The sequence below is a fragment of the Lujinxingia litoralis genome (genome assembly GCF_003260125.1).
Classification (GTDB): Bacteria; Myxococcota_A; Bradymonadia; order Bradymonadales; family Bradymonadaceae; genus Lujinxingia; species Lujinxingia litoralis.
Genome location: NZ_QHKO01000012.1, coordinates 109,944 through 126,300 on the forward strand (window position 1 = coordinate 109,944; position 16,357 = coordinate 126,300).

Below are 16,357 nucleotides of genomic sequence, written 5' to 3' on the forward strand. Positions count from 1 at the left end.
GCCACCGGCACAGACTTCGGTCGAGACGGGGCTTGGAGGGGGGACACATCATCAGGGGGGCAGGGATCAGACCGGCGTGGCCACCGCGCGGCCCAGACGCTGGGTGCTCTCGGTCGCCAACTCGCGCAGGCGCGTGGCCAGTTCAGGGCGCTCATCTTCGAGGAGGCTGGCGAGTTTGTCAAAAGCGTCGGAGAGGCTCTCTTCGGCCAGGGCCAGTTCGGGGACATCGCTTAAGAGCTGGTCGATAACGAGCATGGCCTCGCCAGCGGCACCGGTTTGAAGCAGCGCCAGCGCGTAGAACGCTCGCGCGCAGTTGACCAGGCGGCGTTCGCCGATGCGATCGAAGTGCTGCACGCTGTCCGCGAGCGTTTTCAGGGCGCGCTGAGGCTTGTCGATCGCCAACTCCAGGCGCCCCAGAAGCTGGCGAGCACAGGTCAGGCCGTGGCGATCGCCCAGGGCGCGGTAGCCCTCCATGGCTTCGGAGATGAGCGTGTGGGTTTCGCGGTGGCGGTCGACGGCAAAGGCCAGCATCGCCAGGGCGCGGTTGCAGTGGGCGATGCCGTGGCGGTCGCGCAGCGATTCAAAGGTGTGATGGGCCTGGCGCAGGTACTTGGCCGCGGCTTTGAAGTCGCCCCGCGAGAAGGCCAGCCGGCCCAGGGTGAGCTGGCAGTGGGCCATATCGTGGCGTTGGCCCAGGCTCTCGGCGTGTTCCAGCGCGCGGGTGGCCTGGTCGAGGGCCTTTTTAGGCTGACCCACCTCGCGCAGGAAATCGGCGGAGAGACGCTGGCCAAAGGCCAGGGCCTCGGTGTCGGCCAGGCTCTCTTCTAAGATGGAGGCCCGGCGGAAGAAGACCTCGGCGCGCCGGGCTTCGCCCTGGCGCCAGAACACGTCGGTGAGCAGGCGCAAGATCGCCGCTTCCAGCACGCGGTGTTGGATCTTCTGCGCGCGCTCCAGACCGTCTTCCAGGAGCTTACGGGCATCCGTGAGCAGGCCCTGCGCGTAGGCCAGCCGGCCCTGCCCAAAGAGGGCATAGGTGTCGACAAGCTGCAGGGTCTGGCGGATGTCCCGGGTGCGCAGAGTCTGCCAGATCTCTTTGACTTCGCGGCGCGCCGCGTCGAACCAGGAGCGGGCCTCTTCGAGGTCGCCCTGCAGTCTGGCGAGTTCGCCCAGCCCCCAGCGCGCCCACAGCGCGACGGCGGGGCTGCGGTTGCCAAGCAGGCGGCGGTAGTGCTCGCGCGCTGAGTCGTACTCGCCGACGCGTCGCTCCAGGTGGGCCACCTCCAGGGCGACCTCCTCGGAGCTGAGCACCCCGGAGACGTCCTGGATCAGCGGGCTCTCGATGGACACCTGGTCGGAGTCCGCCAAAAGTTTGGCGTCACGGTAGAGGGCCATGGCGCGCTTGAGGTCGGCGCCCTCGGCGGCGGCCCGGGCGGCCTTGACCGTGAAGGCGTACACGCCGGAGGGCTCCCGGGCGTGGCGGTAGTGGTCGACCAGCTCCATGGCGCGCTCGCGGGCGCGCTTGCCGTAGTAGGTCTTTTTGGCGGCGGCCGCCAGGCGGTGGAGGTGGCGCAGGCTGCGGCGGCCTTCCATCTCCTGGAGGAGCACATCGCGCATGACCACGTGGGCAAACTCCAACACGTCGCGCCCGCCCTTACCCGTCTCGCGCAGAAAGCCCTGCTGGACCAGCGCCTCGAGGACTTCATCGAGCTGGCTCAGCCAGGGGGCGTTGTCCTCGGCGCCCAGAAACGCGCGCAAAAGCTGGTAGTCGAAACCGGCACCCAGGATGGCGGCCCGATCCAGAATGGCGCGCGTGGCCTCGGCGTCTTCGCTACGCGCGGCCAGGCGATTAAGCCGATAGCGCATCAGCTCGGCGAGCTCCTCGGGGAGTTCGCTGGCGATGTCCACGCCGGGGGCCAGCTTCCACTCGCCACTCTCCCATTGCAGCTTGGAGCTCTCCTGGAGGTAGCCCAGGATCTGGGTGATGTGCAGCGGGTTGCCGCTGGCCCGGGCGGCGATCTGGTGCGCCAGTCGGTCGTCGACCGGGGCGATCTTGAGCACCAGCGAGCTGGCGTCGGCGCCTTCGAGGTGTTTGAGCGGGATGCGCAACACGTTTTCGGGCCCCAGACGCTCCAGGCGCTCCAGCGCCGAGCGCATCTCGGGGGCCTGGTCGACCTCTTCGGTGCGCAGGGTGGCGACGATGAGCACCGGCATCGGGTCCAAGTGCATGCCCACGGCCAGGTGCTGCAAAAAGGCAAAGGTCTCATCGCCACTGAAATGCAGATCTTCGAGCACAATCAGCCAGGGCTTCTCTTTGCCGGCCTCCCGCAAGACGCGCTCGATCATGGCGAAGACCCGCTCCTGGACCGAGAGGCGCCGCTCGCCAGAGTCGGGCTCCTCAAAGATGGCGCGGTCGCCACCGGGCGACATCAGCTGCAGGCAGAGGTCGGCTTCTTCGGCCGAGAAGCCCCAGGGGCCCAGGCGCGCGGCCAGGTGCTCGGGAAGGCTCTCTGAGGCGACGTCGGTGGTCTGGAGAAGGGTTTGCAGCACCTGGCGCATGCCACAGAAGCTGGCGTTACCCCGGGCGTGGGAGCCGCCGGCCACGCGCATCACGCCGGCCTCCTCAATGCGCACCCGAGCCCAGTCCAGGAGGCGGCTTTTGCCGATGCCGGCCTCGCCCTCCAAAAAGAGCACACCGCCCTGACCCACGCTGACGGTCTGGCGGACCTGACGCTCGATCAGGCGCCGTTCCCGCTCCCGACCCACCAGCGGGGCCTGGGGCACGCCACCGGGGCCGTGGCGAGAGGTGTCGCCGGCAAAGAGGTGGGAGGGGGGGATGGTCTGACCGCCATAGCCACTTAAGAAGCCGGTATGGGAGAGGTTGCCCGGGTGGGCTCCCAGGCCCGGATCGCCCAGGCGAGGGCCGGTGACCATCCAGGGCACGTAGCTAAACTCGTTGATGACTCCCTGGAGCGCCTCGCGGACCTCGGCGGCGTTCTGGAAGCGCTCGGCCGGGTTCTTGGCCAGGAGTTTGTAAATGGTGCGCTCGAGTTCGGCGGGGAGGTCGCCATCGCGGGAGCGCAGCCGCGGGATGGGCGCGCGCAGGTGCCCGCGCATCACCTCGCGGGGATCGTCGCCGGGGTAGGGCGGAACGCCGGCGAAGATCTCAAAGAGCAACACACCCAGCGCGTAGAGATCGACGCGGGGCTCCACCGGCTGGCGCCGAAAGAGCTCGGGCGCCATGTAGCGGGGCGTGCCCAGGATCACCCGCTTGCCGCTGGCACCGGCCTCGGAGTCGTCCTCGTCGAGGCCTCCGGGCGCCCCGGCCAGGCCGAGGCCGCTCTCATCGCCGGAGCGCGTGGCGGCCAGGCCAAAGTCGACCAGCTTGATGATCTCGCGGCCCGCGTCGTCGCGGGTGATCAGGATGTTGGAGGGCTTTAAGTCGCGGTGGATGATGCCGCGGGCGTGCGCCGCACTCAGCGCGCTCAAAATCTGGTCGCTCAGCGAGACGATGCGCAGGATGTCGATGCTCTCACGCTTGAGCGGTGACATGCCCTGGCCATCGACCAGCTCCATGGCCAACCAGAGCGTCTGATCGTCGTTATCGGTGCCAAAATCAAACACGCTGGCGATATGCGGATGGTTCAGGCGCGCGACCGCCCGGGCCTCGCGCCCAAAACGACGCCGCGCCCGCGGGGTAAAGGCCGCGTCGGAGTGCAGGACTTTTAGCGCCACCTCACGATCCAACGAGGTCTGCAGCGCGCGGTACACCGCGCCCATGCCGCCCTCGCCGATCCTCTCGGCGACGACAAAACGTCCGGCGACTTCAGTTCCTTCGGTGAGAATGGCCATGAACGTCGTGCGTGCCGCGTAGGTTGGGGCCCCGGCGGCAAGGTGCGCGGGCGGGAGCCGGAGGCAGGAAAGTGGTCCGCCCGACCCTAGCGCATCTCGGGAGATTTGACACCCCCAAAGAGAGCTTGAGCGCCGGGCTCTCCGGCGCTCAAGTGGGCTCGTAGGCCGACTTACGAGAGGGTGGCGGAGTCGCCATCGGCCAGGATGTAGACCTTGCCGCGGCGCTCATCGTAGACCCAACCCCCGAAGAGGCTGTCGAGCTCCTCGCTTAAGACCGCCTTGAGGTCGTCGTCGAGCTCCTCGATGTCTTCGGGGAGTACGATGTTATAGATCCAGAACTCCTGGGCGCCGTCCGGGTCGATGTTGCCGCCGTACACCCCGGTGAGCATCAGCGAGGTAAAGGCGTCCTGGTCGGGCCCCGAGCGGTAGCGCGCCGCGCCTTGGGGGCCTTCGAGTTGTTCCAGGAGCGCAAAACCCACATCGAGCTCCAGCTCATAGCTGTTCTGATACGTCATGGTCGAACCTCCGTTAAGGACGATGGTAGGACGCGATGACTGCTAGACCTCGCGCAGGGTCAAGACTCAGGCTCGGCGGCGGGCTCCTTCTGGCGAAGCGACAGACGATCACCGCGGGGATCCACCCGCTCGGCGACCACTTCGATGCGCTCGCCAACCGAGGCCTTCTGCCTCAGGCTACAATTGGATCTGTAAGCACACTCCTCCACAAAGACAGAGGCCCGTCCGGCCCGTTCGTCTTTTATTTCCAACACGATAGCGTGCATCACCTGCCCGCGGGTGCGGCGCAGATGTTCGAAGATCCAGTAGCGGTTGGTCTCCCGCTCGGCCCGCGAGGCGTCCCGACTCGACGACTCCACAGCCGCCAACACCTGGAGCATTTCCTCGGCGTTGTAGGGCAGCGACTCGCCGGCCAGAAAGGCTTTGACCTGGCGCTGGCAGATCAGGTCGGAGTAGCGGCGAATCGGGCTGGAGGCCTGCACGTAGGTATGCAATCCCAGCCCGAAGTGGCTGTCGGGGCGCGTGGAGAGGTCGCCGCGCTTCATCCGCCGCAGGGTGGCGAAGGTGCGGGGCAGGCCCTCGGGTACGGCCATGATCTCGTCGTCGTCCAGGGGCAGGTCGGGCGACTCCTGGATGCGGTAAATGGTGGGAATCTCGTTGAGTTCGCAGAAGCGCCCGATGCGCTCGTTGCCCAGGACCATCAGCTCCGAGACCAGCAGCCGGGATGGCGAGGCCGAGGGCAGCGGGTGGACCTCCACCTCGGGGGCATCGCCCTCGGTGTCCACCCAGACCTTGACCTCGGGGATCTCAAAGGTGGCCGCGCCCTGCTCGGCGCGCCAGGCGTAGCGCTCGCTGGCGATATGCTCCAGCTGCCGCAGCATCTGCGTGACGTGGTCGTTGCCCTCGCCAGCCAGCAGCGCATCGGCCTCCTCGTAGGTCAGGCGCTTTTTGACGCAGACCATCGAGGGGATGACCGTGGTGTCGACGATCGCCAGGTCCGCGTCAAAGCGCACCCGCGTGGTGATCGCCGGGCGCCGCTCATCCTGGAGCAGGCTCATGCGATCCTCGCTGAGCCGGTGGGGAAACATCGGAATGACCCCGGTGGGCAGGTACACCGAGGTGGCCCGGCGGCGCGCCTCCTGGTCGAGGAGCGAGCCCGGGGCAACCAGGGCCGAGGGGTCGGCGATGTGGATGTCGAGCTCCCAGCCCCCGTCCTCGGTGGGGTTGATGGCCAGGGCGTCATCGATGTCCCGGGTGGAGGCATCATCGATGGTCAGGCAGAAGCGCTGGGTTAGGTCCTGGCGCCAGGATTCCGGCTCAAAGGGCTGGTCGGCCAGGCGTTGGGCCTCGGCCACCACCTCTTCGGGGAGGCTCTCGTCGATGTGGTAGCGGTGCAGGGCCAGGTTGTAGTGCTCGTCCCACAGGCCCAGCTCCCGCATCAGGGTAAAGGCCTTGAAGTGGGCCTGACCCGAGAAGCCGCGGCCGGCGGCTTTGGCCAGCTCCTCCAGGGCCTCTTCGGCGCGGGCCCGGTGGGTGAATTCCTCGCCCTGGGCGGCAAAATCCTGCAGCAAGAAGATCGTGTCGCGCAGCGGGTCGATGCGCATGGCCTCCTGCATCCGAGCGGGGCGCTCCTCGGCCGGGGCTTTAAGGACTTCGGCCAACTTGTCGAAGACCAGGGCGCGCTCGGCCTCCTTGCGTTGCTCGGCCTCCAGCTGCTCGCGGAGCTGGGCGACCTGGGAGTCGTCCCGGGCCTCAAAGGTCCCGTCGCGCCGGGCCTTAAAGTAGAGCGCATCATCGCGCAGCGCCCGCACCATCGCCAGGCGGTGGACCGGGGAGTCCTCGGCAAACATCAGCTCGGCCAGCGACCCGGGGGCCTGGGGCTCGTCAAACTCCCGGGCGAACTCCCAGAGCATGGCCACATCGATCTCGGCGCCGAGCCCGGCCAGCGCCTCGGCGGTCTTCTGGATCTTTTGCGCGGCGCGGTGGGCATCGTCGGCCGGGGCCTTCCCCAGCGCAAAGGTCACGTCGTTGCGGGCCGGGCGCATCTCGTCGCCGCCCTCGGCCAGGACGATGAGCTTCTTTTTGCCCAGCGTGTCGGTGACCACGCCCAGACGGTGGGTGTCGCCGGTGGAAAACTCGATCAGCGCGCCGGCTGCGATCTCAGTGCTCATAGAAGGGTGTCCGTGCAGGTGATACGAAAATGCGAAGAGGCCGCCCCCCGCGCGCGCTGCGCGCCCGGGGCGCCAGCGCGTATCAGGGGCGGCCTCTGAGATGCCTGCGGGCGTTTTTAGCCCAGGCTCATCACTTTAAGATCCTCGGCGACCTCGAAGCGGGCCTGGGTCTTCTCTTTGACCTCGTCCAGGGTCACCCCCTCGGCCAGCTCCCGCAGCACCAGGTGGTCTGCGGCCACATCAAAGACCGCCAGATCGGTGATGATGCGGTCGACGCAGCCCACGCCGGTCAGCGGCAGGTCGCACTCGGCCAAGAGTTTGGGCGAGCCGTCGCGGGCGGTGTGCGTCATCAGCACCACCACGCGGCGAGCGCCGCTGACCAGATCCATGGCGCCGCCCATGCCCTTGACCATTTTGCCCGGGATCATCCAGTTGGCCAGGTCGCCGCGCTCATTGACCTGCATCGCCCCCAGGATCGTCACGTCGATATGGCCGCCGCGGATCATGGCAAAGCTCTCCGCGCTATCAAAAAACGCCGAGCCGGGCACGGTGGTGATGGTCTGTTTGCCGGCGTTGATAAGATCCGGATCTTCTTCGCCCTCAAAGGGGAAGGGGCCGATGCCCATCAGGCCGTTCTCGCTCTGCAAAACGACGTTGACGCCTTCGGGGATGTAGTTGGCCACCAGGGTGGGGATGCCGATGCCCAGGTTGACGTAGGAGCCGTCAGTGAGCTCCTGGCTGGCGCGCATGGCGAGTTGTTCGCGGGTTAAGCTCATCGTTGACCTCGTAGATAAGAAGGGGAAAAGCGGCTCGGGTTACTCGGGGCGCGGGCGCGTGGTGCGCTGCTCGATCCACTTCTCGTAGCTCTGGCCCTGGATGATGCGCTGCACAAAGACGCCGGGGGTGTGGATCTGGTCCGGATCCAGCTCCCCGGGCTCCACCAGCTCCTCGACCTCGGCGATGGTGATGCGGCCGGCGGCGGCCATCATCGGGTTGAAGTTGCGGGCGGTGGCCTTGAAGATCAGGTTGCCCTGGGTGTCGCCCTTCCAGGCCTTCACAAAGGCGAAGTCGGCGGTGAGCGCCTGCTCCAGCACGTAGTGACGCCCGTCAAACTCGCGGGTCTCCTTGCCCTCGGCCACCACCGTGCCGTAGCCGGTCGGGGTGAAAAAGGCCGGGATGCCGGCGCCCCCGGCGCGGATGCGCTCGGCCAGGGTGCCCTGCGGGTTGAGCTCCACCTCCAGCTCCCCGCTTAAGTACTGCTGCTCGAAGTTTTTGTTCTCGCCAACGTAGCTCGAGATCATCTTTTTGATCTGGCGGTTCTGCAGCAAAATCCCCAGACCATAATGGTCCGTGCCGCAGTTATTGCTGATCACGGTGAGCTCGCCGGTGCCGCGCTCGGCCAGCGCCCGGATGAGGTTCTCGGGGTTGCCGCAGAGGCCAAAGCCCCCGCTCATAAGCGTGTGGCCGTCTTCGATGTCGAAGATCGCGGCCGCTGCCGATTCGTAGACCTTATTCATGCAACACTCCTGTGTGGGTGTGGGCGGGACAGAATTCTCGTTGTAGCGATGGCCGACAGGGGGCCGGGAGAGCGCAGGCTTACCACTGCCCGCCGATCGAGAGGCCGGCGAAGACGTAGGTGTAGAACCCCGCCTCCAGTTTGAGCACGGCGTGGTCGGCGATGGTAAAGCGCATCCCGCCGCTGACGTTGATGATGGGGACCACCGGCGGGACCCGGTCCTCGACCTCGGGGTTATCAAAGTCGATGGCGTTGGGGTCGGGGCGGCCATCGGCGGTCAGGCACTCCGGCGGGGTGAAGGCCTCGGTGGCGCCGCCCAGGTTGTTGTAGCAGGGGGAGTTGCGCCGGGGCTCGTAGCGCACGATGTCGCCCAGGATAAAGCCCGGGCCCAGGCCGCCGCCGACAAAGGGCGCAAACCACTTCTGCACATCCCAGTACCAGTAGGCCGAGAAGACCAGCGAGGCTACCTGCATGTCGATCTCGGTCCAGTCGGCCTGCTGGGCGCTGTCGCCTTTCTCCTGCCAGAAGGCCTCGGGCATCGAGAGGTCGGCGTAGTCAAAGGCCACGCTGAGCTCGTAGCGGCGGTCCTTGCGCCAGACGAACTCCGCGCCGTAGCTCATGTTGGAGACGCCCTCGGACCAGTGGGTGGGATGCTCCTCAAAGAAGAGCCCCAGCATAAATCCGGGCACCGCCACCGCGCGGGCCCGCGCGGTGAGCATGAACTCGTTGGTGGTCAGCTCCGAGTCGAAACGCACGCTGTCGTTGGGGTCGACGTACTGGGCGCTGGCCACCGCGGGCAACGTGAGAAGCGCAAGAAGCGCGGCAAAAAAGAGGGAGCGAGCAGCCATAAGAGGCTCCAATTCCAGGGGCTGGCAATCGCATCAAAACTCCGGCCAGCCGGTCGGTAAGGCGATGTCGGCCGGAGTATAGGGAGGGCGCCGGTCGGCGACAAGGAGCCTCGCCAGCCCTGAAGGACAAAGCCAGCGGAGTCGCTGCGGACTCGCAGTAGCGTTGCTACGGCTTCGTCCTGGCTCCTTGCCGGGTGCCGACCGCCCCAGGACAAAGCCAGCGGCGTCGCTGCGGACTCGCAGTAGCGTTGCTACGGCTTCGTCCTGGCTCCTTGCTGGACTTTGCCCTGGATGCGGTCGGGTTTTTTAGGGTGCGGGAGGCGTAATTGTTGCCCTGGAGGGCGCGCGGGATTGGGGATGGGGCAGGAAGGCACCCGCGTTCCCGGTCCAGAAAGGGCGGCGCCGGCGGTACAGGGGCGATTCTTGGCCAAGAAAGGGTGATGTACGGCGGTACAGGGGCGATTCTTGGCCAAGAAAGGGTGATGTACGGCGGTACAGGGTCGATTCTTGGCCAAGAAAGGGTGATGTACGGCGGTCGGAGGCGATTCTTGAGCAAGAAAGGGTGATGTACGGCGGTACAGGGTCGATTCTTGGCCAAGAAAGGGTGATGTACGGCGGTCGGAGGCGGTTCCTGGCCAAGAAAGGGTGATGTACGGCGGTACAGAGGCGATTCCTGGCCAGGAAAGGGCGGCGCTTTTAAGGGGCGGTGTTGGCAGCGTCTGAGCAGTAGGCGATGCCGCCGTAGTCGCAGGCTTTCGCCTCGTAGAGTGCGGCGTTGTTTTGTGTGCCGGACTCCGATGTTTCGGCTCTAAGAAGTTCTGCGGCCAGAGTGCAGCTATCGGGATCGCGAAGGTCGCAGCCTCGCTTTGCGAACTCGACGGCCGAGGAAGGGTTGTTGTGATCGGCGTAGCCTTCGGCGAGCCAGCGGCAGGAAAGGGTCGCGGCGCGGCGCACATCGGGAAGGTGAGGAGGGGCGTTTGTGCACAATTGGGTCAAGAAGGGAGCGGTGTGGTCGTCCCAGGGGGTCGGGCCGCCGATGTTGTCTCGTAGATAGCGTCCTAGATAGGCGCAGGCGATCATATCTCGAAGGGAACACGCCTTTCCCATATACGTGACGGCTCGTCGCGAGTCGGAAGCAAACTCGCCGCGGCCTGATTCGTACATAAATGCCAGGTCGATGCAGCCGCGGGGCTCATCCAACTCACAGGCTCGTCGATGAAGGCCGGACATGTTGAGTTGAACGTTTTCTGCTGAAACGTTGGATTCCAACCAGAGCGCGAGCCAGTTGCAGCTGTTTCCTTGTTCACGATCACACCCTTCTTTAAGGATCTCTCGGGCGCGCTCGGGTTCGGTTTGCATCAACAAGGCGCCGGCCCACTGACACCCCTTTGGTTCATTGTTCTGGCAGGCGCGATCGTAGGCTTCGAGGGCGGCGTTTGGGTCGATGTTGCCGCCGATTCCGCTTTCCAAGAGCTGGCCATAGAACACGCACGAATCATCTGCATGTTGGCGGCAACTACGCTCCAGGGTGTCGCGTGCCGCTTCGGGTTGCGCGGGCCAGTCGGGGCGTTCGGACAAGTAAAGGTCGCTCAGGGCGACGCAGCCTTCGGAGAGACCCCGCACGCAGGCGATGTTATAGGCCTGCTCCAGTCGTTTGGGAGTCTCAAGCTCAGGAAATTCAACATCGGCGATTGTGGCCCACATATAACAGGCGCGGGCGTCTCGCGAGTTGCAGGCATACCCGAAGTATTCAAACGCGAGTCGGTAATCAGGCGCCTGGGAGTCGATGGAGTCCAGGTAGAGATCGCCCAGACGTTCGCAACTCATGGGGTCTCCCAGCTCACAGCCACGTCTGTTAAATGCGATCCCTTCCTCAAGTTCAATATCACCGCCCTGGCCAAGGTAGAGCAGCTCACCGTAAGCGCCGCAGGCCCAGCCGATGTGTTTTTCACACCCTTCTAAAAAGTAGGTGCGGGCGGTGCGTTTGGTCAGCAGCTCGCCCCCCTGGCTCCGGCGCCCATCGAAGTATCCGAGGTTGGCGCAGCTGGAGGGGTCTCCCAGCTCACAGCCGCGCTCATAGGTATCGAGCCCATCGTCGGCAAGCCGTTCTTCGTCCGAGTTGCCGGTGTCATGGAGCAGAGTGCGGCTGATGTTGCAGCCCCACCCCACGCCGCCTGCACAACTCTGCCTGGCGAGGCTGCGGCCACGTCGGTGGTCGGGTTCAAAGCCAGCAGAGCCGGTGCCAACCAGGTGGGCGAGGCAAGCGCAGCCGGCCGGATCGCCCGCGTCGCAGCGCGCTTCGCAAAGTTGACCGGCTCTTTCCGAGACTGCTTCCCGGCTACCACGACGCCAGGCCCACACGCTCCAGGCCGCGCAGGCGATCATCGACTCGCGTTGTTCGCAGGCCTCGATCATGGCCGGTAGCGTGTACAGTGATGTGTAGCGAATGCTGAAGGTGTAGCGGCAGTCTCCAAGCACGGAATCGAAGATCTCGTCCTCGGCGCAGGCAGGGGTCGACGAGGAGGTGTCGTCGGGAGTGTCCCCGGCAGACGCGGTGCCGGTGAAGATCAGGCCAAGCGCTACGATGGCCGTCCAGAGGACGAGATGACGGTGGATCTTAGAAGGTGTGAGATGCATCAAAGACTCAAGTTAAAATAGCGTGCGTTCCCATGTGTTTGTCATGGGTTGACTTATGTTTGGTGAAAAGTAGCACGAGGCTGTTATTACGGCGAGAGCTATCGTTGACGCAGCGTCTGCGGCATCGAGAGCACGGCCGTCGCGGAGCGCGCTGGTAAGAGAGCGCTTCGCATCCTATGCCCTTATAGGGCAGGCCGGGTGTGCTGCCGCTGACTTTTTGATGCACGAGTAAAAACCATGACGCTTGAAACCCTCTACCGCGCAGACGGCACCCCTTACGATCGTTATGTGGTGGTGGGGACTTCGGGATCGGGGAAGTCGACGCTGGCGAATCGGCTGGCGTGGCAGACGGAGAATCGCCACGTGGAGCTCGACCGGTTGCACTGGTTGCCGGGGTGGCAGGAGCGCTCGTGGGATGTGTTTTGTGAGGACGTTGCAGCGGCCACGGCCGGGGAGCGCTGGGTGGTGGATGGGAACTACTCAGTGGTGCGGGATGTGGTGTGGGGGCGTGCGGAGGCGGTGGTGTGGCTCGACCTTCCGTTCAGGCAGGTGATGTCGCAGATCGTGGTGCGGACGTTGCGACGCGGGGTGAATGGGGAGGTTGTGTGTAACGGCAATGTCGAGAGCCTGGCGCGAGGGATTTTGAGCCGCGAGTCGATCATTTTGTGGGCGGCGAAGACCTGGAAGAAGCATCGGGTACGCAATGAGCGGCTGTTGATGGGGCAGCGGGAGCCCGCGTGGCAGCATCTGGATGTGTTTCGGGTGCGGTCGGGGGATTTGAGTGATGTGGAGATCTGGCGAGGGGGCGTTAAGGGGCGCGTTTTTTCGGAGGGAGTGATGGGGTTGGAAGGGTAAGGGTTTGGCGAGTAGCACCACACTCCCTGATTCAAAGAACCACTGTGGTTCGGGCGCGGTGGTTCTTTGAGAAGTCTGGTTTTCGAATGAGATCAAGGGCTTATGTGGACCTTGCGCTCTTGTTCTACTCGGTCGCCGATATGAGCGAACGCGCATACGCGAGCGCCGCCTCCTGGTCGGAGAATGCGCGGCTCTGGCAGGAGGGGTCGGTCCCGAGACTCTCCCAGCTATCGCGCCAGGGATCTTCAGCTGAGTTCCCACGATCGACGTGGACCGGGTAGGCATGAAGGACGACGTAGGGTGCGCTGAAGAGCTCATTGAGTTGTTTGCACAGATCGGTACCGAATGCGTCGTGGGTCAAAGATGGCTGATTCGTGAAGGTGAGCGGTGAGAGCGCGAACGCGACGCGTGCCGCTGTGGCGGTGACTTCCTCAATGGGGTGGGTATGGTGCGGTGTTGCCTCGATGCCGGAGGGGTTCTGGATCGCGATGACGTCGGTGAAACTCACCTCGTGTCGTGTGGGAGAGTCGGTTGTGTCGTTCATTGGCAGGGAACGGCGGCGGTGGGGGGCCTCAGGACTCTCCCAATTCGGACAATCGAGCATCTGTGCATTTTGCGGGCTGGCGACAAATACGAAGTGCGATGGCTCGACGGGCGTTTTCGGGATTGGGGCTGCGTTTTCTTTCATCGTTTCGTTCCGCTCGGAGGGAGGTGAAAGGTGCGTGGGTGGGTTCGCCTCAGGGCTCACCACCGACGTCGGTGAGTCGGGTTTGGGGTTGCAGGCCGCGAGCATAAGGCTCAGGCAAAATAGGTAGGTGCGCATCAGCATCCTTGAGCAGTGACGAGCTCGGGCATAGAGACTTTGATGTATGTGCCTATCATGTCCTGATCGGCGTGTCTCCGAGGATGAGGGTGACAAACCTTGTAAATCATGGTGAGCAGTGGGATGTCGTGCTCAAAACGAAGGTAAAAACTGCACCGCTGCAAATGCGCTTACGCCTTCGCGTGCGTCGCCTCGTAGCGCCTGTATCGCCGGGAGACTGACGCCGCCCAGAAGGTGAAGTCGGTCGGTGAGGGACCAGCGCAGGCGGGGCTCAATGCTCAGGAGGGTGCCGCCGATCAGGGGCAGGGTGTTGCCGGCGGTGCGGGCGGCCTACTCGTGGCGCAGATGCCGTGCTGCGCTGCTGGCGCCGGCAACGGCGTGCCGAGAATCACGCCGTTCCCAAAGATCTGAATGACGCCATCCGCTACTTCGAGAACAGGATTGAGGCCGGGTTGATGCACTACGCCACGGCACATTCGGCCAATTTTCCCGTCGGCAGCGGCACGGTGGAAGCCAGCGCCCAGCATATCCTGACACTGCGCTCCCATATGCTCTCATCGAGGTGGTCGGATGTCTGTGAATGTTGCGTGGCTCATAATGACGACCGAACACCCGCATTGCGTGTGGTGGCGTGATCGTGAGGTGAGCCACACCCGCGCGACCGCACGATTCTTCCGCAAGTCGTCTCGCCGGTATTAAGAGCAATCAAGAGTGAGTCGATTATTAATTGGTTTTGGTATCGCGGTTGGAGCGGACAAGCTCAGGTCATGTGATCGGCGCAATATTGTAACTTAAGGTAGCAATTCCCAACGCTCTTCAAGTACCTTTTTGCAATGATCAATCCAAGGCGTTTGTTTAGATTCGCATTCAAGGATTAGTTTAAATGGTCTTCCCGGCCTGTTAAATCTTCCCTCGTTAATTACTGGAGTCGCCCACCACTCAGCAACTTCTTTGAATAGGCCTAGTAACCATTCGCGATCTTCAAGAACATTGCAAAGCAAAAAGTCACATCGAGTAAAGACCAAGACATAACCGTCCGCAGGAAGCCACTCATCTAAATAGCTTAAACACTCCTTAATGCATTGCCATTCTCGCCAAAATCATCAAAAAACTGAAGTGCTGCACCTATTTCCACCATGAAGCCAGCAAGGGTTTTGCATTTCTCCCCTCTTAATTTTCGACACACTATATTTGGCATTCCATATTCAGCCTGGATGTTAAGTCGACGTTCGCCACTCCGGATAAAAGCAACTGAACTAGACGCAAGATACAGTCTTGAGTTAACCACTACGCCTCCTATCATTCTATAACGGATTAAATGTGGTATAGTGATCGTCAGTCCAATATGCACTTCCGTCACTACCGGTAACAATTCTTTTGGCATCCAACCGACCTCCCGGAGGTCTAGGGTTTACAGTGTGCTCTGTATAAGTAATGGGATCTCCATTAGGAGTTTGTGTGGGCAAAATCTCGCCCCCACCCCTCCTAATCATTACTAAATTATTTAGGGTTACGCACATTGTTACGACTAGCGCCTTGTTGAATATCGTCCCATGCAGACGTTATATCCTGACTAGGTGTCCGCCGCCGCGCCGCCTTATTAGGCACCAACACCGCACTATCGTCACCACGAGGATAAACGAAGTACGTATGTGCATGCTCAACTTCAAAATTATAAACATTTACTTCTGCTTGACGAGCTTCAGACGATAAAATACTGCGACGGGACCCATCATCGGCCAGCAACTCATCGCCAACCCGAAGATCTTTTAACTCGTTGCATCCATTGCCCAGCGCTCATCGGGCTGTGAAGATTGTGAGACGGACTGAGCCACACGCGGGCGAGGCGTATTTACGATGCAGCGGGCCTGCCAGCCGTTTTCGTACATCAAGCGCTCGACACGTTTTTTGTTGATGCAAAGCAGGTCTCGAAAACGAAGCCAGGCCCAGATTCGGCGGTAGCCCCATGTCGGGTACTCCTCAACAAGCTCCGCCATACGCTCCACGAGCTCGCGCTTCTCACGCTCTTTTTCGAGGTTGACCACCCGGCGGCTCACACCCTTTTTCTGACGCCAGACCGTCGAGCGGTTCAGCGCCAAGAGCCCGAACAACCTCCGCTCGCTCACGGCCGGGTGACGTTCCATCAATCCTCGGAGCGCCACCCTGAGCCAAAAGGGTCCAGCTTGGCCATGTGATGGACCTCCTTGATGATGTCGATGCCCATCACCAGCTCGCCAATCTTCTGCTGGCCCCCTGTGTCAGCGTAGTTGCCGCATGAACTTTCCAAACCATTCGGGGGCGGCAACGTGAGGTTATCATGGCGTATTCAGCGGGATTTAGAGAACGTGTGGTGCAGAAGATGTTCGGGCCGGAGCGCAGCTCTGTCGCCGAGTTGATGGAAGAGACGGGTGTGGCACGAGCGACGCTGGGCCGGTGGCGCAGAGAAGCGGTAAACGGAGGTAGTGTGAGCGGAAAGTCCGGGAGAAGGCGCAGCAAACCACCCAAAGAGAAGATTCGTATTGTGATGGAAGCCGCCGGCCTCTCGGAGGAGGAGCTCGGCGCGTTTCTGCGCCGGGAAGGGCTTCATGAGGCTGATTTGGTGCGCCTTCGGCAGGAGGTTTTGGAGGCTGCCGAAAAAGGGCTTTCGCCGCAGAAACAAAAGGCCGCGGAGCCTGAAAACAAAGAACTCAAACGGGTCAAAAAAGAGCTCGCCCGTAAGGAGAAGGCCCTGGCGGAGGCGGCGGCGTTGCTGGTTTTGCAGGGAAAGCTCAAGGCGTATTTCTCGGAGGACGAGGACGACGACACGACGAAGACGAAAGGTTAACGGTGCTGAGCTGGGCGGAGGAGGCGCAGCGCGACGGCGCCAGACTCTCGTCCATCTGCAAAGTACTGGGGTTGAACAAGCGCACCCTTGAGCGCTGGCGCGCCCGGGGTGGGGGCTCTGACCGACGTCAGGGCCCGCGCACCTCCCCGGCCAATAAGTTGAGTGCGGTCGAGCGCGCGCAGGTTCTCAAGGCCGCGAACAGCCCGGAGTTTCGCGATAAATCGCCTCACCAAATCGTGCCCCTGCTGGCGGACCGCGGTGTGTATCTGGCCTCCGAATCGACCTTTTATCGGGTGCTACGCGAGGCCAAAATGCTGCG

17 protein-coding genes are annotated in these 16,357 nt (G+C 63.1%); 3 read left to right on the top strand and 14 right to left on the bottom strand.

Annotated elements, in window-relative coordinates; translation table 11 throughout:
• Positions 1-66: 66 nt before the first annotated feature.
• The 7 genes from DL240_RS18070 to DL240_RS18100 all read right to left on the bottom strand — a co-directional run bounded on the left by DL240_RS18070 (position 67) and on the right by DL240_RS18100 (position 11,536).
• Positions 67-3,849 (bottom strand): serine/threonine-protein kinase, encoded by a 3,783-nt coding sequence (locus tag DL240_RS18070; RefSeq protein ID WP_111731306.1) that lies wholly within the window; start codon positions 3,847-3,849, stop codon positions 67-69.
• A gap of 170 nt (positions 3,850-4,019) precedes the next feature.
• Positions 4,020-4,364, bottom strand: coding sequence for a hypothetical protein (locus DL240_RS18075; RefSeq protein ID WP_111731307.1), 345 nt, complete (start codon positions 4,362-4,364; stop codon positions 4,020-4,022).
• Positions 4,365-4,423: 59 nt separating this feature from the next.
• Positions 4,424-6,535, bottom strand: coding sequence for a ribonuclease catalytic domain-containing protein (locus DL240_RS18080; protein WP_111731308.1), 2,112 nt, complete (start codon positions 6,533-6,535; stop codon positions 4,424-4,426).
• 116 nt (positions 6,536-6,651) lie between these two features.
• A complete protein-coding gene (locus DL240_RS18085) occupies positions 6,652-7,311 on the bottom strand; it encodes a CoA transferase subunit B (protein ID WP_111731309.1) in 660 nt (219 codons plus the stop codon).
• A gap of 39 nt (positions 7,312-7,350) precedes the next feature.
• On the bottom strand, positions 7,351-8,052 hold the full coding sequence (locus DL240_RS18090; protein WP_111731310.1) for a CoA transferase subunit A: 702 nt from the start codon (positions 8,050-8,052) through the stop codon (positions 7,351-7,353).
• Between the two features lie 79 nt (positions 8,053-8,131).
• Entirely contained in the window at positions 8,132-8,899 is a 768-nt protein-coding gene (locus tag DL240_RS18095) for a hypothetical protein (protein WP_111731311.1), read from the bottom strand.
• A gap of 696 nt (positions 8,900-9,595) precedes the next feature.
• On the bottom strand, positions 9,596-11,536 hold the full coding sequence (locus DL240_RS18100; RefSeq protein WP_111731312.1) for a tetratricopeptide repeat protein: 1,941 nt from the start codon (positions 11,534-11,536) through the stop codon (positions 9,596-9,598).
• A 237-nt stretch (positions 11,537-11,773) separates the two neighbouring features.
• Between DL240_RS18100 and DL240_RS18105 the strand changes: the two genes are divergently transcribed.
• Positions 11,774-12,391, top strand: a complete 618-nt coding sequence (locus tag DL240_RS18105) for a P-loop NTPase family protein (protein ID WP_199589861.1) — start codon at positions 11,774-11,776, stop codon at positions 12,389-12,391.
• 124 nt (positions 12,392-12,515) lie between these two features.
• Here the strand turns inward: DL240_RS18105 and DL240_RS19785 are convergent, their stop codons facing one another.
• The 7 genes from DL240_RS19785 to DL240_RS20125 form a co-directional block, all read right to left on the bottom strand.
• Complete coding sequence (locus tag DL240_RS19785; RefSeq protein ID WP_146618403.1) at positions 12,516-13,214, bottom strand: hypothetical protein; 699 nt, start codon at positions 13,212-13,214, stop codon at positions 12,516-12,518.
• A 791-nt stretch (positions 13,215-14,005) separates the two neighbouring features.
• Complete coding sequence (locus DL240_RS20995; protein WP_111731314.1) at positions 14,006-14,293, bottom strand: barstar family protein; 288 nt, start codon at positions 14,291-14,293, stop codon at positions 14,006-14,008.
• Positions 14,278-14,598: a barstar family protein gene (locus DL240_RS18120; RefSeq protein ID WP_111731315.1), complete on the bottom strand. Its 321-nt coding sequence runs from the start codon at positions 14,596-14,598 to the stop codon at positions 14,278-14,280. Before DL240_RS18120 ends, DL240_RS20995 begins: the two co-directional genes overlap by 16 nt.
• Positions 14,519-14,734, bottom strand: coding sequence for a ribonuclease domain-containing protein (locus tag DL240_RS20910; protein WP_111731316.1), 216 nt, complete (start codon positions 14,732-14,734; stop codon positions 14,519-14,521). Before DL240_RS20910 ends, DL240_RS18120 begins: the two co-directional genes overlap by 80 nt.
• Complete coding sequence (locus tag DL240_RS21000; RefSeq protein ID WP_158542746.1) at positions 14,715-14,960, bottom strand: hypothetical protein; 246 nt, start codon at positions 14,958-14,960, stop codon at positions 14,715-14,717. The genes DL240_RS20910 and DL240_RS21000 overlap by 20 nt, the downstream gene beginning before the upstream one ends.
• 23 nt (positions 14,961-14,983) lie before the next feature.
• A complete protein-coding gene (locus DL240_RS18135) occupies positions 14,984-15,358 on the bottom strand; it encodes an IS3 family transposase (RefSeq protein ID WP_111731318.1) in 375 nt (124 codons plus the stop codon).
• Positions 15,358-15,501, bottom strand: a complete 144-nt coding sequence (locus DL240_RS20125; protein ID WP_158542748.1) for a hypothetical protein — start codon at positions 15,499-15,501, stop codon at positions 15,358-15,360. Before DL240_RS20125 ends, DL240_RS18135 begins: the two co-directional genes overlap by 1 nt.
• A gap of 30 nt (positions 15,502-15,531) precedes the next feature.
• On the opposite strand from DL240_RS20125, the gene DL240_RS19790 reads away from it, so the two are divergent.
• Positions 15,532-16,038, top strand: a complete 507-nt coding sequence (locus tag DL240_RS19790) for a helix-turn-helix domain-containing protein (RefSeq protein ID WP_146618290.1) — start codon at positions 15,532-15,534, stop codon at positions 16,036-16,038.
• Between the two features lie 2 nt (positions 16,039-16,040).
• A partial coding sequence (locus DL240_RS18145) for a helix-turn-helix domain-containing protein (RefSeq protein WP_146618416.1) occupies positions 16,041-16,357 on the top strand: 317 nt, incomplete at its 3' end.